We start from the raw sequence: 19,938 nt of genomic DNA, 5'->3' as shown, positions 1-19,938 counted from the left end.
TAGGTGGAAGTAGTGATTTGATTTCGTCTTGTCGTTCGCGTGTAGCGTTCCGGTGCACAGGTCAGCATCTATGTGTAACTTTGACGCTACATTGGTGTGGTGGGAGGTGGAGTTGATGGCATCGGTATCGAGTCAGTCTATATGCTATGGGCCTGTTGACGCTGAGCGTCAGTTTCACAAGTGCACGACCAAAGGGTCTAGTCCGCAGTGCTTCTTTGACAATGAATTTAAGCAGATTGTTTCGGGGATACCATTTGCTAGTCGAATGGTGCTCGAAGGGACTCTGCGTGACGTGGTCAATACTGCAGCACGTGGTGAATTAAAGCCTGCTGAACAATATATTGCAGATAGCAGTGGAGCCGTGACGCGGCGAAAAGATCCTCCTCCTGTATCCCCGTGCATCTCGCAGCCAGATATATGGGAGCTGCGGCATCGAGGGAGAAAAGGTGAACTCTATCGTCTGTATTTCGCTGAGCCGAAGGGTGACGGAGCGCATGCACCAGAGTTGGTTATGCTGTTAATACATCGCAAAGAGGTAGCAGAAAAGAAAAATGGCGTTTGGGAAAAGCTCGACGATGCTGAAATCAAGCGTAGACAAAACTTGAAAATGACAACCGCACAAGCTAGATTCAAAACATATGCTTCGAACAACTGGGGGCATACCAACCTTAGATGCCGGTATTGCATAGATAATAATCGGTTGATTACAGACGAATTGGGGGTGTGAGATGATTGAGAATAACAATGGTGCTGGTGCTGGTGCTGGTGCTGGTGCTGGTGCTGGTGCTGGTGCTGGTGCTGGTGCTGGTGCTGGTGCTGGTGCTGGTGCTGGTGCTGGTGCTGGCGCAGTGAACGGCGGTGTACGTCGCATTGAAGATATGCACGCTAAAGATGATTTTCTGTGTCTTGCCGAAAGGAATCACCACAATTTTCTGATGATGAAGCAAGAACTGGTTGAGAAACGGCAAGCATCTCTTTCACTCCAGCAGGTCGCTGATTTCTCGGGAGAAGAGCCTGAGACCATTGCTGCCTTCGAAGATTACGATGCTGATCCGAAAATCTCTGAGCTGCACGAATATGCGCTCGCAGTGATGTCGGAAATCAAGATGGAAAGTTCTGGATTCCAGCCAGATTTTAGTGGTGCTGTCATAAGAGATGAGTACAAGGCTTCAGCTGTTTCAAGCGATTTAGGTATTGATGCCAGAGATAGCGGCAGTGCAAGTAAACAGTGGTTACAAGGTACAGTTCCGGCGTAGTCTAGTTATATGCCAGTGAGGGAAGAATAATATGACAGTAAAGATAACACGATTTGATATAACCCAGACCGACGCTGTCATACGCATGTTGCGTGGGGATGTCTCATCTGACGTTGAAGTTCAGTGGCGTACGGCATATAAGATGTCAGCCTCGATGGGGGATGAAGTCCAGATTTTGACTGAGCTGCAGTTGCGTTTTACGAAGACATTGAATTCTGCTCAAGGAGAGCATGATGACGGTGAAGTTGATGCAGAAGTGACTGTACAATATCAGGTGACGGCGCAGCATTTTGAGGATGATGATCTCAATGCGGTATTGCGGGCAGTGTGGCCGTATCTTCGCGCTGGTGCTATCTCTCAGTCTCGTCTTGTAGGTCTGGGGAGCATGGCTGACAATTTGCCCATTGACCCATACCAAGACGCATAACTGACGGTAGTCGGAGTGCTCCGTTTCCTTCTGCTAGTGTGAAGGAAAACACGAGAAATGGAAGGAACGGGTTGATGAACGTCGTTAATTTCAGGGATTTGGGTGGTATTTCTAACGTGCATGGGCAGACGGTGCGCTCAGGCAAACTGTTGCGCTCCGGTCAGCTTGTGGGCCTGGACGAAGACAGCCGGCGAGCGTTGGCGCGAGACTACCATGTCACGCACATCGTCGATTTTCGCCGTCCAGCCGAGATTGCGGAACAGCCCGAAGACCACATTGAGGGCGCGCACTACACCAACATTGATTTGCTGGGACAGACTGGTACTAAGAACGTGAGCCTTGACGACTTGGCTTCGCTGGGATATGTGGATAAAGTGGACGATCACATGCGTGGCACCTACCGCGACTTGGTGCTCAATCCCGGCGCGCAGCAAGGGTATGCGCAATTTCTCGACATTGTGCTCGCCAACCAATCGGGAGCCACGGATTTCCACTGTTTTGCAGGCAAAGACCGGACCGGGTATGCGGCGGCGCTCGTGTTGTGGCTACTTGAGGTGGACGATGAGGAAGTGATGCGGGACTATCTGCAGACCAATGAGGACCGTGTGGAAGCCAACAACGAGATTCTTGACCAGTTCCGTGGTAACGGTTTCAACCAGGATGCGCTCGACGCGCTCGCAGTGGCACTGTACGTCAAAGACGAATACCTGCTCTCTGCCAAGGCGCTGATGGAAGACACCTATGGCGACGTATTTAGCTATGCCGAGCAGGCGTTGGGATTTGGCTCGGACAAGGTCGAGGAGCTGCGTGACACCCTGCTTGAGGGTTAAGCTGGTGGCGGTACACCGTGCTTACCGGTTCAAAACATGCGTGTCACAATCGACGCATACAATTGCGCTATGTCTACTTTCACTAGAGAAACAGTCGAGCACCTGGGTCAGCTGGCCCAGATAGCGCTCACCGATGAGGAAGCAGCCCGCATGCAGGGCGAGCTCAACGTCATCGCCGATTCCATCAACAAGGTGCAGGAGGTCGCGTCCGACGACGTGGAGCCTACCGCCAACCCCGTGCCGCTTGAGGCCTACCTGCGCCCCGACGTGCCGGTCGAGCCATTGGATCGCGACGAGGCGCTCGCCGGTGCCCCGGCCACGGAGAACGGCATGTTTGTGGCCCCGCAGATTCTCGGAGGTGATGAGTGATGAGTAACAGCAACGAGCAGGAGCTGGTGCAGCTTTCTGCCGCGCAGATGGCGCAGAAAATCAAGGACAATGAGGTGTCCAGCCGCGAGCTGGTGGACGCCGAGCTGAGCGTGATCGAGTCCGCTGACCCGAGCCTGCACGCGTTCCTGGAAGTGTCTGCAGACGAGGCTCGCGCCCAGGCCGATGCGTTCGACAAGAAGCATGCCGCCGGGCAAACCGAGGGCCTGCCGGAACTTGCCGGCGTGCCGATCGCCGTCAAGGACATGATTGTGACCCGCGGCATCACCACCACCGCCGCCTCGAAGATGCTGGAAGGCTGGGTGCCGCCCTATGATGCCACGGTGGTTGAGAAGCTCAAGGCTGCGGGCATGCCGATTCTAGGCAAGACCAACCTCGACGAGTTCGCGCAGGGCTCCTCCACGGAGCACTCCGCCTTCGGCCCCACCCACAACCCGTGGGACACCAATCGCGTCCCCGGCGGCTCCGGCGGTGGCAGCGCCGCTGCGGTGGCCGCGTTTGAAGCCCCGATCGCCCTCGGCACCGACACCGGCGGTTCCATCCGCCAGCCCGGCGCCCTGACCGGTACCGTCGGCGTCAAGCCTACGTACGGCGCGGTTTCCCGCTACGGCGCCATCGCCATGGCAAGCTCGCTGGACCAGATCGGCCCCGTCTCGCGCACCGTGCTTGACTCTGCGCTGCTGCAAGAGGTCATCGGCGGTCACGACAAGCGTGACTCCACCTCCATCCCGATGCCGGTTCCGGCGCTGTCCGCCGCAGCTCGTGAAGGCCAGCGCCGCGACCTCAAGGGCATGCGCGTCGGCCTCATCAAGCAGCTCGGCGGCGACGGCTACCAGCCCGGCGTGGAGCAGCGGTTCAACGAGTCCGTGAAACTCCTGCAAGACATGGGTGCCGAGGTCGTGGAGGTGGACTGCCCCCACTTCGACTACGCGCTGGCGGCCTACTACATCATCATGCCTTCCGAGGTCAGCTCCAACCTGGCCCGCTACGACGGCATGCGCTACGGCCTGCGCGTCATGCCGCCGGCAGGCGTGCCGCAGACGGCCGCGAACATGATGGCCTATACCCGTGAGGCCGGTTTCGGCGACGAGGTCAAGCGCCGCATCATCCTGGGTATCTACGCCCTCTCCGCGGGCTACTACGACGCGTGGTATGGCTCGGCGCAAAAGGTGCGCACGCTCATCATCGACGACTTCAACAAGGCGTTCGAGAAGGCTGATGTGCTCATTTCCCCCACGTCGCCCTCTACCGCGTTCAAGTTTGGCGAGAAGATGGACGATCCGCTCTCCATGTACATGAACGACATCGCCACCATCCCGGCGAACATGGCCGGCACCCCGGCCATGAGTATCCCCGCGGGCCTGTCGGACGACGGTCTGCCGGTCGGCTTCCAGTTCATCGCCCCGCAAAAGCGCGACGATGTGATGTACAAGCCGGCTGCGGCGCTGGAAGCGGTGCTTGAGGAGCAGTGGGGCGGCCCAATCTGGCAGGGGCTCAAGACCCCATGGCTGGGCAAGTAGGAATCGGCGAAGGAGACCATATCATGGCTGAAAAATTGATGAAGTACGCCGATGCCGTCAAGGAATTTGACCCGGTATTCGGCTTGGAAACCCACGTGGAATTGTGCACGAACACGAAGCTCTTTTGCCCGGCGGGCGTGGAGTTCGGCGGCGAGCCGAACACCCAGCTCACCCCGGTGAGCCTCGGCCTGCCCGGAAGCCTGCCGGTGGTCAATGAGACCGCCGTGGACTTCGCGATTAAATTGGGCCTGGCTTTGCACTGCCACATCAACGAGTGGAGCCAGTTCTCCCGCAAGAACTACTTCTACCCCGACATGCCGCGCGACTACCAGATCTCGCAGTTCGACAAGCCTACCAACGGCGAGGGCTACCTCGACGTGGAGCTTGACGACGGCACCGTCTTCCGTGTGCCGATTGAGCGCGCCCACATCGAGGACGACGCCGGCAAGAACACCCACGTGGGCGGTGCCGACGGCCGCATCGAGGGCGCCGACCACTCGCTGGTGGACTACAACCGTGCCGGCGTGCCGCTGATCGAAATCGTCACCAAACCGGTGGAAGGCGCGGGCGATCGCGCTCCCGAAATCGCGGGGGCCTACATGCGCGCCATCCGCGACATCGTGCGCGCCTTGGGCATCTCCCACGGCCGCATGGAGCAGGGCAACATGCGCGCCGACGTCAACATTTCGCTGCGCCCCAAAGGCGAGACCAAGCTCGGCACCCGAAGCGAGACCAAGAACGTCAACTCGTTCCACGGCATCGAGCGCACGCTGCAGTACGAGATTCGCCGTCAGGCCGCGCTGCTGGACGCGGGCGGGGAAGTCCTGCAGGAGACCCGCCACTGGGACGAGGCTTCGCAGACCACCGCCGGCGGCCGCGTCAAGTCCGACGCGAACGACTACCGTTACTTCCCGGATCCCGATCTGGTCATGCTGCACATCACGCAGGAGCACATTGACGAGATCGCGAAGGCCATGCCCGAGATGCCGGCCGAGCGCCGCAAGCGTCTGCAGGGTGAGTGGAACTTGACGGCCACGCAGATGCGCGACCTGGTCAACGCCGACGCGCTCGACTTGGTCGAGGACACCGTCAAAGCCGGTGCCAGCGCCGCCGGTGCGCGCAAGTGGTGGCTCGGCGAGATCTCGCGCGAAGCCAATGAACGTGGGGTAACGCTCCAGGAGCTGCCCATCACCCCAGCCGATGTGGCTGCGGTCGAGAAGCTGATAACAGACGGCAAGCTCAACGACAAGCTGGCCAAGCAGACCGTCTCCGGCGTGATGGCCGGCGAAGGCACCCCCGCCGAAGTCGTCAAGGCGCACGGCTACGAGGTGGTCTCCGACGACGGCGCGCTCGAGCAGGCCGTGGACGAGGCGCTCGCAGCCAATCCCGACATCGTCGAGAAGCTCAAGAGCGGCAACATGAAGCCGATGGGCGCCATCATCGGCGCGGTCATGAAGGCCACGCGCGGCCAGGCCGACGCCAAGGCCGTCACCGCGCTGGTCATGAAGAAGATCAAAGGCTGAGTGATGCCCGGGGCAGTTGTCATTGTGCGATGACCTTGCCCCAAGGTTGTCCTCTGAGAAGTGCCACCTGCGCTGCAATGCGTCTGCGCGGGTGGCACTTCGTGTTACCTGAAAGCGCATGCTGGCTGGAGCATGTTCGCTGAGCTGCTGTGCGTGGTTCTTAGGTCCGTTCTGCAGTGCTGTGGCATCTGCTCGTTTCGCCTTGCTGCCACTGTCGGGGTCCCGCAGAATTCCCAGCTAATAGTCATACTGATGCAGTAGGCTGAAAGTGTTTTCACGTAATCGCAAGGGGCAAACAGCATGGCCGAAAAACCCGGGGATCAAGCTGATACGGAGACGCTGCGCAAGCTTGAGCAGCGGTTGAACATTCCCGAAATTCGCGGTGAGATGATTCATCTGCGTCCAGCCACTTTGGAAGATCTGCCCAAGCTCGATGAACTTGAGGCGTACTACAACGCTTCCGGCATCACCGGCAAGGACAGCGAGTCCGAACGGGCGTTGGTGCACGCGTGGGTCAAGCGTTCGGTGGCTTGGGAGAACGGGAGCAAGCCCCAGGAATCCGGTGTGGGAGACGCCCAATCACGCCGTACCATTGCTTGGGCGGTGCTTACGGATGCCGACCATGACGCCGACGGTGTGGTGGATGCCGAAGGCACCGATAATGTCATCGGGATGATTTTCCTCATCGACATCGACGGCTGGGCTCGTTCGGCTCGTATCCAGGTGCTGTTGGGCAAGGATTATCGCGGTCGTGGCTACTCCAGGGATGCCATGCCTCGTGTGATGACCTACGGATTCGCCTCTCAGCCCTCGGGCTTGGGCATGCATCGAATCTGGGTGGCGGTGCCGGAAAAGAGCAACCGTTCGCTTTCGGTCTACCAGTCGTTGGGTTTCGTGCCTTCCGGAACGTCGCGTGACGCCTTGTGGGATGCTGAGATTGGTAAGTATCAGGACCTCATCATCATGGACACGTTGGCTGACGAGTACGACCCCATCCGTTCGCTTGACGCCTTCGGCATGCATGTCATCGAACAGAATCCGGGTGTGGCCGAGGCTTTGGCTGCCCATGAGCATTCGGTGGAGATTCGCCAGCATGTGGAGTTTTCCGAACGGCAGGAGCCGGAAGCGCAAGCGGCTGCGCCAACAACTCCGGTCGCGGCCGAGATTGGCATCGACTCGGATACAACCGGAGTCGAATCCGGCAAGGGCGGAGGCAATCGCTGGCCCTATGCGGCGAACCACGAGAAGAAGTCGAAGCGTGCCTGGTGGCGTAACTTGGGGCAGCGTAAGCAGGAGGGGTCTCAATGAGTGCGGAAGATCTGGACGAGTACGAGACCGGTGCGGAGCTGTCGCTCTACCGTGAGTACCGCGATGTCATCAAACTGTTCACCTATGTAGTGGAGACCGAACGCAGGTTTTATTTGGCCAACAAGGTTGATTTCAACGTGCGTTCTGCCGGGCAGGACGTGTATTTTGACGTGCAGCTGACAGACGCCTGGGTATGGGACGTATACCGCTCATCCCGGTTCGTGAAAAACGTACGCATCGTGACGTTCAAGGACGTCAACGTGGAAGAAGTGCAGAAAACAGATATCGATATTCCTGACTCGCTGGCGTAGCGTTTGGTGACGCGGGCGGCGAACATGTCACATGTTCGTGTAGGGTAGGCATGATTTGGTTTTAGGAGGTACTATGGCGAGCAAGCGCTCCGTGGTAATTATCGGCGGCGGTCCGGCAGGTTTGACCGCGGCCTGGGAATTGGTTAAGGACGGCGGCGCCGAACGTTACGATGTTACGGTTCTTGAGGCCACCCGTGAGTTCGGTGGCATCTCCCGTACGGTGAAGCATAACGGCAATCGCATGGATATCGGAGGCCACCGCTTCTTCTCCAAGGACGACCGCATCATGGACTGGTGGAAGGACGTGCTGCCGCTGCAGGGTGCTCCCTCCTACGATGACAAGAAGCTCGGCCGCCACCACGACCTGGAGCCCGGTGGCCCGGATCCGGAGCAGACCGACAAGGTGATGCTTAAGCGTCACCGCGTCTCCCGAATCTTCTGGAACCGTCACTTCTTGGATTACCCGATTTCCCTTTCGCCCTCCCTGTTCAAGGCGCTGGGCTTCAAGCTGACCATGAAGGCCGGGTTCAGCTACCTGAAGTCGATGGTGCACAAGCTGCCCGAAGACAATCTGGAGAACTTCTACATCAACCGGTTCGGCCGTCAGCTCTATTCCATGTTCTTTGAAGGATATACGGAGAAGCTGTGGGGTCGGCACCCGCGCGAGATCTCCGCGGACTGGGGCGCCCAGCGCGTCAAAGGCCTGAGTGTGGTGGCGGTACTGAAGAACGCCGTGCAGAAGCTCCTGCCCAAGAAGCGTGATGCGAAGGACGTGGAGACGTCTCTCATCGAGGAGTTCTGGTACCCCAAGCTCGGCCCGGGACAGCTTTGGGAAACCGTCGAAGAACGCTGCACCAATGCCGGAGCGAAGGTCATCACCGACGCCAACGTGGTGGAGATTCGCCAGGAGAATGGCGCAGTGAGCGCTGTGGTATACCGCGATTCGCAGGGTCAGCAGACCGTGCTGCGCGCCGACGAGTTCATCAGTTCCATGCCGATCAAGGATTTGGTCAACGCTCTGGCCGCTCCTGCAGTTGGTGCCGCGGCGCAAGAGGACGGACAGACGGCGGAGGTTGCGGCCAAGCCGGTGCCACAAGACATGGTCACAGTGGCCAACGGCTTGCCCTACCGCGATTTCGTCACTGTGGGTCTGCTGGTCAAGAACCTGCGCTTGAAGAACACGACCGATACCCCAACACTTGGCAACCCTCCGATCGTGCCGGATTGCTGGATTTATGTGCAGGACACCGGTTACAAGGTGGGGCGTATTCAGGTGTTCAACAACTGGAGCCCGTATCTCGTCAAAGACGTGGACAATACCGTGTGGGTGGGTCTTGAGTACTTCTGCGAGGAGGGTGACGACTTCTGGAACATGAGCGATGAGGAAGCCACCGAGTTTGCCATCAAGGAGCTCACACGCATGCGCGTCATCAACGGCGCCGACGATGTGATCGACTCTCATCGTGAGCGTGTCAAGAAGGCATATCCCGCTTACTTCGACACGTACGACCGTATGCCGGAACTGGTGGAATATTTGGACTCCTTCGGCAATCTGTACTGCGTAGGCCGCAACGGTCAGCACCGGTACAACAACCAGGATCATTCCATGGCCACGGCCATCGAGGCTGTCGGCAACATCGAATCAGGCAAGACATCCAAGGCTAACGTGTGGTCGGTGAATACCGAAAAGTCCTACCACGAGGAGAAGCAGGCGTAGCGTCTTTTCAGGTTGGTTGCGCTATGTATCGGCGGGCATCGTAATCGGTGCCCGCCGTTTGCATATTGCTCACGGCACACGATTCATGCTCTGGTCTGAGCGGGGTTGTACAGTGGTCTCAAGTTCGAAGTCTTGTAGGTAAGACGGTAACGAATGTTGAATCGCGGTATCGGTACCGCATCTTTTTCATATAACTCCCGGGCGGATAGTGCGCCGAGAGTCACGGAAAGGTATCAAAGGTATTACCAGTGGCAACAGGCCAGAATATTGAGGATATGAAGCTGTTTGAGCTAAAGCAGCTCGCCAAGCAGATGGGGCTTCGCGGTACGTCAACGATGCGTAAGCAGGAATTGGTGGCCACGCTGCAGGCGGCACGCAATGGAGACGCCGCTCCCAGTGGTGTGAGCGCAGGGGCGACGGCGTCTGAGAAAGCTCAGGCCAAGGAACGCTCCGCCCGTTCTTCGGTGCGCAATGTCAAGAAGAGCGCGCCGGCCGATGAGTCCGATCAGGCACAACTGCCGATTGAGCAAGAGACTGCGCGAGACGCAGCGCACGGGGACAACGACCAGTCGAACGTTGCTGAATCTCAAGATGAGCGTTCCGGTCAGGCCGGTGGGGAACGTGCTCGCGAAGATGGCGATTATGCCGGACGCAGCCGTGGGAATGCGCGGGTGCAGCGTCGCGAACGCAACGTGTATACCCGCCGTGACGAGCGTGATGACGAGCGCTCCTCTCGTCGTGCTGGCGATGATGATCTGCTTGATGGTTTGAATTTGGAATCCGGACGCCGTCGCAGCCGCGAGTCACTGAACCGTGGTCATAACGACCGCGACGACCGTGATTTCCGCCGTCGGGGCGATGATGATGCTCGACGTGATGGTCGCGATCGCAATGCCGGTGAAGACTCGGTGCGCGATTTGGACGATATTCTCGCCACGCTTCCCAAGAGCGATGACGGGTACGATGAGGATGGTCGTCTCCATGAGTCGCACGGCCGTGATTTTGCTCGCCGCGGGCGTCAGCACAATGACAGGTTCGAGCATGACAACGGTGAGCGCCGTCAGCGCAGGTTGCGCGGCCGTAACGGTGAGCGTGACATGGAGAGCCGTGAGGGTCACGACCGTGATCGCGGCGAGCGTGAAGACGCTGACTTGCGTTCGCGCCGCAACGATCGTCGTGAAGAGCAGAACGACGGCCTAGTGCCTGTAGCCGGTATCATCGATGTCATGGATTCGTACGCGTTCGTGCGCACTTCCGGCTACTTGCCTGGACCGAATGATGTGTATGTCTCCATGGGGCAGATCCGCAAATACGGATTGCGCAAGGGTGACGCGGTCACCGGTTCCATCCGTCCTCCGCGGGAGGGCGAGCAGCGCCGTCAGCGTCGGAAGTTTGTGCCGTTGCAGAACATCGATACGGTTAATGGCACTGCGGTCGAAGAGGTCGGACAGCGTCCGAACTTCTCGAAACTCACGCCGCTGTATCCGCAGGAGCGTTTGAAGCAGGAGACCGCGCCCAACAAGTTTATTGGCCGCCTCATCGACTTGGTGTCTCCCATTGGCAAGGGTCAGCGTGGCCTTATCGTCTCGCCGCCCAAGGCGGGCAAGACGATAACGTTGCAGAACATCGCCAACTCGATTTCGGAGAACAATCCTGAGGTGCACCTGATGGTGGTGCTGGTGGATGAGCGTCCCGAAGAGGTGACGGATATGGAGCGCACGGTGCAGGGAGAGGTCATCTCCTCCACATTCGACCGTCCTGCCTCCGACCACACGGCGGTGGCTGAGCTGGCCATCGAACGTGCCAAGCGTTTGGTGGAGCTTGGTCAGGATGTGGTGGTGCTGCTCGACTCCATGACTCGACTGGCTCGCGCGTACAACATTGCCGCTCCTGCCTCCGGTCGCATCCTTTCCGGCGGTGTGGACGCACAGGCGCTCTACCCGCCCAAGAAGTTCTTCGGTGCCGCACGCAACATCGAGAACGGCGGGTCACTGACTATCATCGCCTCCGCGCTGGTGGAGACCGGATCGAAGATGGATGAGGTCATCTTCGAGGAGTTCAAGGGCACTGGCAACATGGAGCTGCGTCTCAACCGTGAGCTGGCGGACAAGCGCCTGTTCCCGGCCATTGATGTGAACGCTTCCGGTACGCGCCGCGAGGAACTGATTACCCCTGCCGACGAGTTGGCTGTGGTGTACCGACTGCGTCGTCTGTTGGGCGGTATGGAACCCGAGCAGGCTTACCAGACGCTGGTGCCGCGTATGAAGAAGACGGCTACGAACCGCGACTTTTTGCAGAGTTTGGTTCAGCAGCAGAACGGCTGACAGACGCAGCCTGAGTGATACGCGAGAGTGGCCGGTTTGCACATGCGTGAGCCGGCCACCGGCGTATGCGGATGAGTGAGGTATTCTTAAGAGCATGAGCAAGGTGAACGATAGTGGTGCAGTTGAGGCTGCTGGAGCTGCGGCACAGCGCAATGGTGATGCTGTGCGACTGCAAGACGGCGCTCAAATGGCTGGTGGCGAGCTCAGTGAGGAAGGCGACTGGCAGGTCACTACCATTGATGAGACTCAAGCTGCGCTTCACCCTGAGGTTGCTGAGGATGTGAAGGCCATTGGGCGCTTGCGCAAGTCCATTGACCGCATCGACGCTGATATTGTAGAACTGCTGGCACAGCGTTTTACATGCACGGCGCAGGTGGGGCGGCTCAAGGCGGATGCCGGTTTTGCTCCCGAAGATCGGTCTCGCGAGGCAGCTCAGCGGCGGCAGCTCGAACGGCAGGCCGAACAGCTTGATCTCGATCCGGACATTGCCAGGCAGTACCTGCATTTCGTGACGACCGAGGTCAAAAAACACCATCAGTGCATCTCTGCCGCGCAACATCGCTGACGGCAGTGCCGAGGGATATACCGGCGGTATTCAACAATGTTGCTGAAACCGTCATTTATGCATTTTTCCACATAAAGTATTGAATCTGCATCTCGTCTCCGCTACAATCAAGAAACCTGACAAGGCCGTTGTGGCTCCTTGTGGGCGTGTGGCCTAGCTTGGCTTGTGCGCCCACCTGACCGGATTGGTGCAATGTTCGATAAGCGTCTCTTCTCTCTTACCCCGCAAATAGGCTGGCTGGTTGCCGCCAAAGTCCTTTCGCTGTGGGTCTCATTGCTCACGGACATAGCCTTTGCGTTCATCTTGGTGGGTTTCACCGGCAACCTGTTCTTACAGCTGGGTTGGCATTCCCACGGTCAGTCATCAGTGCAAGCCCTATGGCGTACTGTGGACGGTACGCTTTCATCCTTAAGCGGCGCACAGTCTGACCCGGCACCGTTGGGCGCGTATGTGGTGGTGTTTGTGTTGGTGGTACTGCTCAAATATATCGCCACCCGCTGTGGGCAGTATTTCGGTACACGTGCTTCGGAGCAATCCAAGGTGGCGTTGCGCGGCAAACTGTACCAGAAAATGCTTGACTTGGGCCCCTCGTATGCGCAGCAGGTGCGCACCTCGGATGTGGTGCAATCCGCCGGCGAAGGCATTGACCAGATTCAAAGTTTCTTCGAGCTCTTCCTTCCGCAACTGTTCTTTGCGGTATTGGCTCCACTGACATTGTTTGTGGCACTGGCTCCCATCAGTGTGCCCGCCGCGCTCGTGCTGCTCGTCTGCTCACCCATGATCATTGTGGTGCTGGGACTGGTGTCGATGACCGCCGCTCGTATTTTCGGCAAATACTGGACATCGTACACTGATTTGGGAGCTACGTTCCTCGATAATCTGCAAGGTCTTGAAACACTGAAGATTTTCGACGCCGATGCGGTGGCGGGCGAGAAGATGGACAAGGAATCGGAGCGTTTTCGCATTTCGACCATGAAAGTGCTGCAGATCGAACTGCAGTCATTGGCTGCGATGGATCTGGTGGCTTATGGCGGTGCCGCAGCCGGAATGGGCGTGGCGATTTGGCAGTTCACCACCGGGCGCATTGACCTTTCCGCCGCAGTGGTCATCGTGCTGCTTGCGGTGAGTTTCTTCCTGCCGTTGCGTCAGCTTGGCTCGTATTTCCACGTGGCCATGAATGGCATGACCTCATCCAAGCGCATCTTCGCCCTGTTGGACGCACCGGTGCCAGAACGTGGGCAAGCAGAGATGCCGCATGACGCTCATGATGTGGCAGTCGCTTTCACTCACGTGGAATTTGCCTACACCAACAGTGGTATCGATGCCGGCAAATCAACCGGACGGCCGCGCAGAGGTGAGACCGGCAATGATGTCAAACAATCCGATACTGTACCGGTTGTGGCTCTGCGCGACGTGAATTTTGAGGCGAAACCTCATTCGCTCACGGCCATCGTAGGTTCCTCCGGATCAGGTAAATCGACGGCGGTCGATCTTCTCGCCGGTTCGATATACGGCTATGACGGTTCCATCAAACTCACCTTCGATTCTGCGTCTTCAACGTCTTGCGCGCCCGGCACTGTCGAAATCAAAGCATTGAGTTCCGCTGCATCGGCAAACACCATCACGTTGGTGTCGGCGCAAAGCCATCTGTTCCCGGCCACGTTGCGTGACAATCTGCTCATGGCCAACCCACAGGCCAGCGAATCCCAACTGTGGCAGGCGCTGGAAGATGCCCACATCGACCAGTTCGTGCGCTCGCATGCCGATGGTCTGGACCTGCGTATCGATCAGGATGCGCGCAATCTGTCCGGTGGACAACGCCAGCGTATCGCCATCGCACGGGCGCTCTTGCGAGACAGCCCCATTTATGTGTTTGACGAGGCGACCAGCAGTGTGGATGCTGAAAGTGAGCGCATGATTGTCACTACCATACGCCGTTTGGCGCAATCCAAAACAGTGCTTATGGTCACGCATCGTTTGGCGGACGCCGTGGAGGCTGACCAGATTGTGGTGTTCCGTCAAGGTGAAGTGGTGGAACGTGGCACGCATAGCGAGCTGCTTGGTGTCCACGGTCAGTATGCACGGCTTTATGAGGGGCAGAACAGCATCGAACGAACTGTATACGGTGATGATGCAGCGTCATTGCATGCGCAGGTGCCTGCTGAGGATGAGCTTGCCGAGCAGCTTCCGGACCTGGCAACTGAGCCGGCGCACTCCTCTGTACACTCGTCTGTACACTCCTCAATGGGCGCATCGCAATCCGGTACCGCTGCATCGCTCTCATCTTCCGGCTCTTCTCCTGATGCCAAACCGATGGGCTCTTTCGCTGTGATTCGTCGGTTGTTGGGACAGGTTGGGCCGTTGGCGCCGTTCATGGTGGCGGCCTGCTGCTTTGGTGTTATCGGACATCTTGCCGGTACGTTCCTGCCGGTGTTCGCCGTGTGTGCGCTGTTGGCCGCGGTTGGGCAGCCCGTGTGGGGCATATCGCTCGGCGTCGCAGCGGCGGCGATGGTGCTCTGTGCGCTGCTGCGTGGCGTGGCACGGTATGGAGAGCAATTCATGAACCATAATCTGGCCTTCCGCTTGCTCGCGCTGTTCCGTTCCAAAGCGTTCTCGGCGTTGCGCAAACTGGCTCCGTCCAAACTGGACGGCAAAGGCAGCGGAGACTTGGTTTCGCTCATCACCACTGACGTTGAAAAGTTGGAGATATTCTTTGCTCATACCATCTCGCCGGTGGTCATAGCCGTGATAACATCCGTGGTCTACACCATCATGCTGGCCACGCTCCGGCTAGAGTTTGCGCTGGTGCTCATCGTGGCACATCTGCTGGTTGGCGTATTGCTTCCCAAACTGTTCTCCATGGCGGTGAGCGGTGTGGGCGGGCGCTTGCGGCGCGACGCTGCAGCGCTTGATAACGTGATGCTTGACGACATGCGTGGCCTCGACGAGATCATCCGATTTGGTCGCAGCAACGAACGGTTGGAAGGCATTCTGACCCGAAGCCGCGGACTATGGCATGAGCAGAACAGGCTCAGCCGGCGCAACGGCATATTCAACGGTTTGGGTGGCGTAGCGGTTACCGGAAGTACCATAGTAGTTGCTTCTCTGGCGCTGTTGCTGGTTGCCGGAGGTGGTCTGTCTGCAGGCAGTGCGCTGGTGGCAGTAGTGCTCTTGTCGAGTTCGTTTGGTCCCACACTTGCGCTGAACTCGCTGCCGGCCAGTTTGACGCAGACCTTTGCATCCGCACGTCGGTTGTTTGCGCTGTTGGACGAGCAGCCGGCAGTGTGTGAAGAGGGAACTGAACGACCGACATATACCGGCATGGCCATGGAGTCGGTATCGTTCTCCTATGACAGTGCCCCGCAATCGCTGGTAATGAGCGATTGGCATATGGATGTGCCGAGCAGCGGTGTACTGGGCATACAAGGGCCTTCCGGTCGCGGCAAGTCCACCATGTTGAAGTTGCTGATGCGTTATTGGGATCCGCAAGGTGGCGAGGTACGGCTTTCCGGGGTGCCTCTGCCACGTGTGGAGTCTTCTCACCGCCGCAAGGTACAGACCATGATGAGCCAGGAAACATATCTGTTCGATGGCACCATCGCAGAAAATCTCAGGGTTGCCAATGCCTTGGCCAGCGACGAACAGCTGTATGAGGCACTGCGGCAGGCGTCGGTGTCCGACTTGGTGGAGAGTCTGCCTGATGGACTGAACACGCGCGTGGGTGAGCTTGGCGGAAGGCTTTCTGAAGGTGAACGCCAGCGCATCGGTCTGGCTCGAATGTTCCTGACAGATGCCGACCTCATGTTGTTCGACGAGCCGACCAGCCGGCTGGACACGCTGAACGAAGCTGTCATTCTGGGGTCTATCCGAGCGTTCGCCACCGAACAAGGCAAAGCTATGGTACTGGTGTCCCACCGCCCTTCGGCCATGCTGATCGCCGACCGAGTGGTGCGCTTATAGGGCGGTGAGTTGTCGATGACGAAGCCATATGGCTATCCCGAGGAACACTGCGGCTATGGTGGAGCTGAGAACAGTGATGCTCAACGCGGTGATGTCGCTGCCAGTGAATGGTAAGGCGCTGAGTGCTGGGATAGCGGTGGTGTATGTGTACCGTAAGACCGCTGGTGTTTGCGCTGTATTGCTTAGTGTCCAAGTGATAGTCATGTCGGTTTCGCCAGGCTGATAAGCCGGAGAAATTACTGTCCAGACTGCGTTATGGTAATCCCAAGCAAGCCGTGTGCCGGGCTTAGCACCGGTGCCTGTGCCGAACTTGACCTGCGTGACGTTGACCAACGGCATGTTGACTCTGACCGGTGTGCTGCTGTCGAGGTTGGTGCCGTTGCCCAGCTGGCCTTCCTCGTTGTATCCGCATGCCCACATGGTGCCGTCTGTGGTGGTGAAATAGGAGGAAACGTCGCTTATGCCGATTTGGACGGCTACGAACGGTTGTCCTAGGCTGTTGTTGATTGGCGTTGGTGTGGAGTTGGCTCGTGTGGTGCCATTGCCTTGAATGCCATGTGAGTTGTTGCTGCCCCATGAGTACACGGTACCGTTGTCGCTGAGGGCGATGACATTTTCCTGCCCCGCGCGGATTTGCGAGAATTTTACTCCGGCAGGGGTAATCTGCACTGGCACCATTCGATTGGTGGTGGTGCCGTCGCCTAGAACGCCGTCGCCCAGAATGTTCGAGCCGTTGTATATGTCGGTGTTGTTTCCCCAAGCCCATGCCGTGCCGTCAGAAGCGATGGCATAGGCCGAGCTGTATGCTGCGCTAATGGAAGTGAAGGTTTTTCCTGCTGGGGTCAAAACCCGAACAGGGGCGGCGGATTCGGCGATCGCGGGGTTGTTGATGCCGAGTTGACCAAGGGAATTGTTTCCCCAAGCATATATCAGGCCATCATCGCCAAGGCCGAGTGCAAAGTTGCCACCGGCAGCGAGTTGAACAAACCTCACTCCTGCTGGCAGGATAACCTTGACCGGTACGGACGAATTGTCGGTTGTACCGTTGCCCAAGGTACCGTTTCCCGGCAACGGTTCACGATCATACGGTTCGTCTTCGTCCCAAGTATTGTCCGTGTTGCTGCCCCAGCTATACGTGTTGCCGTCGCTTCCCACGGCCAACGCGAACTCCTGAACGCACATGGTGGTTTTGCTTTTGGCAATGTGGCTGAGTGTGATCCCTTGCGGAATCTGTACCCTTTGCGGGACGGTGAGATTGATGTGCTCATAGTCGCCGATTCCGGCCACGCCTTGCATGTTGTTCCCGAAAGCATAGGTGTTGCCGTCGTTACCGATGGCGTTGGCGGAGCATCCGCCGGCGATGATATCGGTATATTTTACGCCTGACGGCTGCATGGTCGTTTGCGGGAGATTGTATCCGTTGTTATTGATGGTGCCGTTGCCGAGCTGTCCATAATGATCCAGTCCCCAACCGTACGCGTCTCCGGTGGCGCTTCTGACGAGTGTGAAGTATCCGCCCGAGCTGAGTGTGAGGAATTTGGAATTTTCTGGCGGGGTGATGTTGACTTGGGTGCCGCCTTCTTTGGGTCCGCGTAGGGGTGTTGCGGTGAATTCGCCCCACATGGCGGTGATGGTGGTGTCGCGGGTGACGGGTTGGTCGAAGTCGTATGGTGTGGTGCCGTCGAGGGTCCATCCGTTGAACAGGCTGCCTGGTTTGGTGGGGTTGGTGCTTGGCCAGGTTGGTGTTTTGCCTTGTAGGATGTGTTGGTCTGCTGGTGGTGTGCTGCCGCCTTTGGTGTCGAAGGTGACGGTGTAGGTGGGGGTGAAAGTATAGGTGTAAGGGGTGGTGATGGGTGTTTGGGGTTGCCCGTCGAGTGTCCGGTTGATGGTCATGGTTACTTGGCCTGCAGGGTGAGCGGGGGTGTAGACGATCCAGTGGCCGTCGGCTTGGTGCAGGCCGAGATTGACGCCTGGCATGGTGTCGAAGATGACGGAAGTGACGGTCATGCTCGGGGTGATGCTGTTGAGTGTGGTGGGTTTGGTTTGGTTGGTGTTGGTGCCGTTGCCGAGTTGGGATTGGTTGTTGTATCCCCATGCGATGAGGTTGCCGTTGCTGCTATCGGTGAGGGTCAGGGTGTGGTTGTATCCGCAGGCGATGGCGCTGCGGGTGGTGAGGTTGGGGATTGGTTTGGGGGTCAGGCTGTTGGTGGTGGTGCCGTTGCCGAGTTGGCCGACGTTGTTCCATCCCCAGGTGAACACGCGGTTTTGGTTGGTGTGGATGAGGCTGTTGGCCTCGCCTGCGGACAGCATATCGATCCGCTCCCCGGAGCTCAGGTCTGGGATGGTGATGAGTACGGGTGTGGTTCGGTCGATTTTGGCGTTGTTGCCGAGTTGGGATTGGTTGTTGTATCCCCAAGTGTAGAGTTTGCCGTCATCGGTGAGGGCGAGGGTGTGGTTGCGTCCGTTGGCCAAGGTGGCGATGCGGATTCCTGCGGGCAGGCTGACGGGTTTGGGAGTTGGACTGTCGGTCTTGGTGCCGTTGCCGAGTTGACCATACAGGTTCCATCCCCATGCATAGACGCGGCCTATGCTGGTGAGGGCGAAGACGGAGTATTCGCCGGTGCTGACTGTGGTGATGGTCTCTCCAGTTTGCAGGTCGGGAACGGCGATGGGTTGGGGCACGGTTTGGATAGTGAATGTAGTGGTGCCGTTGCCTAACTGGTATCTGTTGTTGTATCCCCAGGTGTAGATTCTGCCGTTGCTGGTGAGGGCGATGGAGTTGTAGCCTCCGGCTTTGGCTTGGGTGAAGGTGACTCCTGCGGGGGTGATGTCTGTTGGTTTGGTTTGGTTGGTTTTCGTGTTGTTGCCGATTTGGCCGTAGATGTTCCATCCCCATGCCCAGAGGTGGCCGTTGCTGTCCAGAGCGAGGTTGTGGTATTGGCCTGCGCTGATCTGGGTGATGGTGGGGTTGCCGGGAATGGTGATGGGTGTAGGGGTGGTTTTGTTGATGACGGTGCCGTCGCCGAGCTGGCCGACGTTGTTGTATCCCCAGGTGTAGATTCTGCCGGAGTCGGTGAGGGCGAGGCTGTGGTAGTAGCCGGCTGATAGTTGGGTGAATCTGACCGGGGCGGGGTCGTGTGGTGTCAGGGCGATGCGGGTGCCGCCTTGGTCTGGTCCCGATGTGGTGTCGGTGGTAAAGGCGGGTTGGTCTTGTGTTTGAGGGACGGCTTTGATGGCGGTTTTGTCGGTGGTGTTGGTGTGATCCGCGGTGCTGCCTGCTGAGGTAATCGGCGTGCTGGTTTGCTGACCGGCGGAGGGCACTGTTATATTGGCAGTGCTGTCAGCGGTGTCGATCTGGTGGGGTGCGGCGGTGTCGGAACTGGAAGAATTGGCGATAGAGGTGTCGGGTAGCGGTTCGGCATTGCTGGAAGTGGCGGTGAGGGTTAGTGCTATGGCACAGGTGAGCGCTGTCAATGCTGTAGCGGCGGCACGGGGGTTACGTACCAATCGGAGTGCACGATTCATGGTTTTACGCGAAGTGGTGCGTTGGTGCTTCATGGAGCGTATCGTTTCCTATGTTTTGGTGTACTAACTTCATACCGCTCTCGTGGCGCGGATGTCTAGGATATTAGCCAGATTGTATGTACAAAAATAAAAGAGTTTGTTGGCATACATGCGTAATCACTACTTTACGTGCCCAAGAGAGATGCATTTTATTCGACAAAAAGGAATGCATTGTCCGGTATGTTGTATGTTGCGCAATAACCGAGATAACCGAGGGTGGGACTGTGCGGCTTACGGCAGTGAGGC

14 protein-coding genes are annotated in these 19,938 nt (G+C 58.1%); 13 read left to right on the top strand and 1 reads right to left on the bottom strand.

Translation table 11 applies throughout. The features are described 5' to 3' along the window. Window positions 1-115: 115 nt before the first annotated feature. The 13 genes from AC3B5A_RS04140 to AC3B5A_RS04080 all read left to right on the top strand — a co-directional run bounded on the left by AC3B5A_RS04140 (window position 116) and on the right by AC3B5A_RS04080 (window position 16,128). Window positions 116-727 (top strand): hypothetical protein, encoded by a 612-nt coding sequence (locus tag AC3B5A_RS04140; RefSeq protein WP_489799087.1) that lies wholly within the window; start codon window positions 116-118, stop codon window positions 725-727. A gap of 208 nt (window positions 728-935) precedes the next feature. Continuing rightward, window positions 936-1,256: a hypothetical protein gene (locus AC3B5A_RS04135; RefSeq protein WP_489799085.1), complete on the top strand. Its 321-nt coding sequence runs from the start codon at window positions 936-938 to the stop codon at window positions 1,254-1,256. Between the two features lie 31 nt (window positions 1,257-1,287). Next, on the top strand, window positions 1,288-1,683 hold the full coding sequence (locus AC3B5A_RS04130; protein ID WP_489799083.1) for a hypothetical protein: 396 nt from the start codon (window positions 1,288-1,290) through the stop codon (window positions 1,681-1,683). A gap of 74 nt (window positions 1,684-1,757) precedes the next feature. After that, the gene (locus AC3B5A_RS04125; protein WP_489799081.1) at window positions 1,758-2,513 is read left to right on the top strand and encodes a tyrosine-protein phosphatase; all 756 of its coding nucleotides are present in this window, start codon (window positions 1,758-1,760) and stop codon (window positions 2,511-2,513) included. A 69-nt stretch (window positions 2,514-2,582) separates the two neighbouring features. Then, window positions 2,583-2,882 (top strand): Asp-tRNA(Asn)/Glu-tRNA(Gln) amidotransferase subunit GatC, encoded by a 300-nt coding sequence (gatC, locus tag AC3B5A_RS04120; protein ID WP_489760569.1) that lies wholly within the window; start codon window positions 2,583-2,585, stop codon window positions 2,880-2,882. Beyond that, window positions 2,882-4,420: an Asp-tRNA(Asn)/Glu-tRNA(Gln) amidotransferase subunit GatA gene (gatA, locus tag AC3B5A_RS04115; protein WP_489799079.1), complete on the top strand. Its 1,539-nt coding sequence runs from the start codon at window positions 2,882-2,884 to the stop codon at window positions 4,418-4,420. Before gatC ends, gatA begins: the two co-directional genes overlap by 1 nt. Window positions 4,421-4,443: 23 nt before the next feature. Next, window positions 4,444-5,943 carry an Asp-tRNA(Asn)/Glu-tRNA(Gln) amidotransferase subunit GatB gene (gene gatB / locus AC3B5A_RS04110; RefSeq protein ID WP_489799077.1) on the top strand — a complete coding sequence of 500 codons (1,500 nt, stop codon included), beginning with the start codon at window positions 4,444-4,446 and terminating at the stop codon, window positions 5,941-5,943. Window positions 5,944-6,330: 387 nt separating this feature from the next. Continuing rightward, on the top strand, window positions 6,331-7,251 hold the full coding sequence (locus AC3B5A_RS04105; RefSeq protein ID WP_489799270.1) for a GNAT family N-acetyltransferase: 921 nt from the start codon (window positions 6,331-6,333) through the stop codon (window positions 7,249-7,251). Then, window positions 7,248-7,562 (top strand): DUF2469 domain-containing protein, encoded by a 315-nt coding sequence (locus AC3B5A_RS04100; RefSeq protein ID WP_489760563.1) that lies wholly within the window; start codon window positions 7,248-7,250, stop codon window positions 7,560-7,562. The genes AC3B5A_RS04105 and AC3B5A_RS04100 overlap by 4 nt, the downstream gene beginning before the upstream one ends. Before the next feature lie 73 nt (window positions 7,563-7,635). Then, the gene (locus AC3B5A_RS04095; protein WP_489799076.1) at window positions 7,636-9,279 is read left to right on the top strand and encodes an NAD(P)/FAD-dependent oxidoreductase; all 1,644 of its coding nucleotides are present in this window, start codon (window positions 7,636-7,638) and stop codon (window positions 9,277-9,279) included. Window positions 9,280-9,527: 248 nt separating this feature from the next. Further along, window positions 9,528-11,603 carry a transcription termination factor Rho gene (rho, locus tag AC3B5A_RS04090; protein ID WP_489799074.1) on the top strand — a complete coding sequence of 692 codons (2,076 nt, stop codon included), beginning with the start codon at window positions 9,528-9,530 and terminating at the stop codon, window positions 11,601-11,603. A 94-nt stretch (window positions 11,604-11,697) separates the two neighbouring features. Next, window positions 11,698-12,168, top strand: coding sequence for a chorismate mutase (locus AC3B5A_RS04085; protein ID WP_489760560.1), 471 nt, complete (start codon window positions 11,698-11,700; stop codon window positions 12,166-12,168). A 192-nt stretch (window positions 12,169-12,360) separates the two neighbouring features. Further along, the gene (locus AC3B5A_RS04080) at window positions 12,361-16,128 is read left to right on the top strand and encodes a thiol reductant ABC exporter subunit CydD/CydC (protein WP_489799072.1); all 3,768 of its coding nucleotides are present in this window, start codon (window positions 12,361-12,363) and stop codon (window positions 16,126-16,128) included. On the opposite strand, the gene AC3B5A_RS04075 is transcribed toward AC3B5A_RS04080, so the two are convergent. Further along, window positions 16,123-19,686, bottom strand: a complete 3,564-nt coding sequence (locus AC3B5A_RS04075; RefSeq protein ID WP_489799071.1) for an RCC1 domain-containing protein — start codon at window positions 19,684-19,686, stop codon at window positions 16,123-16,125. The two genes, AC3B5A_RS04080 and AC3B5A_RS04075, sit on opposite strands and share 6 nt — an antisense overlap. Between the last annotated feature and the right edge of the window lie 252 nt (window positions 19,687-19,938).

The sequence above is a fragment of the Bifidobacterium sp. ESL1133 genome (genome assembly GCF_058107325.1).
Note: the sequence above shows the minus strand (reverse complement) of the source record. Positions and strands in the feature narration are given on the sequence as shown.

Bases quoted from the DNA above. Each gene is read 5' to 3' on its own strand.
- AC3B5A_RS04080 (WP_489799072.1), top strand. From the start codon at position 12,361: ATGTTCGATAAGCGTCTCTTCTCTCTTACCCCGCAAATAGGCTGGCTG.
- AC3B5A_RS04135 (WP_489799085.1), top strand. From the start codon at position 936: ATGATGAAGCAAGAACTGGTTGAGAAACGGCAAGCATCTCTTTCACTC.
- AC3B5A_RS04075 (WP_489799071.1), bottom strand. From the start codon at position 19,686: ATGAAGCACCAACGCACCACTTCGCGTAAAACCATGAATCGTGCACTC.
- AC3B5A_RS04085 (WP_489760560.1), top strand. From the start codon at position 11,698: ATGAGCAAGGTGAACGATAGTGGTGCAGTTGAGGCTGCTGGAGCTGCG.
- gatB (WP_489799077.1), top strand. From the start codon at position 4,444: ATGGCTGAAAAATTGATGAAGTACGCCGATGCCGTCAAGGAATTTGAC.
- AC3B5A_RS04095 (WP_489799076.1), top strand. From the start codon at position 7,636: ATGGCGAGCAAGCGCTCCGTGGTAATTATCGGCGGCGGTCCGGCAGGT.
- AC3B5A_RS04100 (WP_489760563.1), top strand. From the start codon at position 7,248: ATGAGTGCGGAAGATCTGGACGAGTACGAGACCGGTGCGGAGCTGTCG.
- AC3B5A_RS04105 (WP_489799270.1), top strand. From the start codon at position 6,331: ATGATTCATCTGCGTCCAGCCACTTTGGAAGATCTGCCCAAGCTCGAT.
- AC3B5A_RS04125 (WP_489799081.1), top strand. From the start codon at position 1,758: ATGAACGTCGTTAATTTCAGGGATTTGGGTGGTATTTCTAACGTGCAT.
- gatC (WP_489760569.1), top strand. From the start codon at position 2,583: ATGTCTACTTTCACTAGAGAAACAGTCGAGCACCTGGGTCAGCTGGCC.
- AC3B5A_RS04130 (WP_489799083.1), top strand. From the start codon at position 1,288: ATGACAGTAAAGATAACACGATTTGATATAACCCAGACCGACGCTGTC.
- gatA (WP_489799079.1), top strand. From the start codon at position 2,882: ATGAGTAACAGCAACGAGCAGGAGCTGGTGCAGCTTTCTGCCGCGCAG.
- AC3B5A_RS04140 (WP_489799087.1), top strand. From the start codon at position 116: ATGGCATCGGTATCGAGTCAGTCTATATGCTATGGGCCTGTTGACGCT.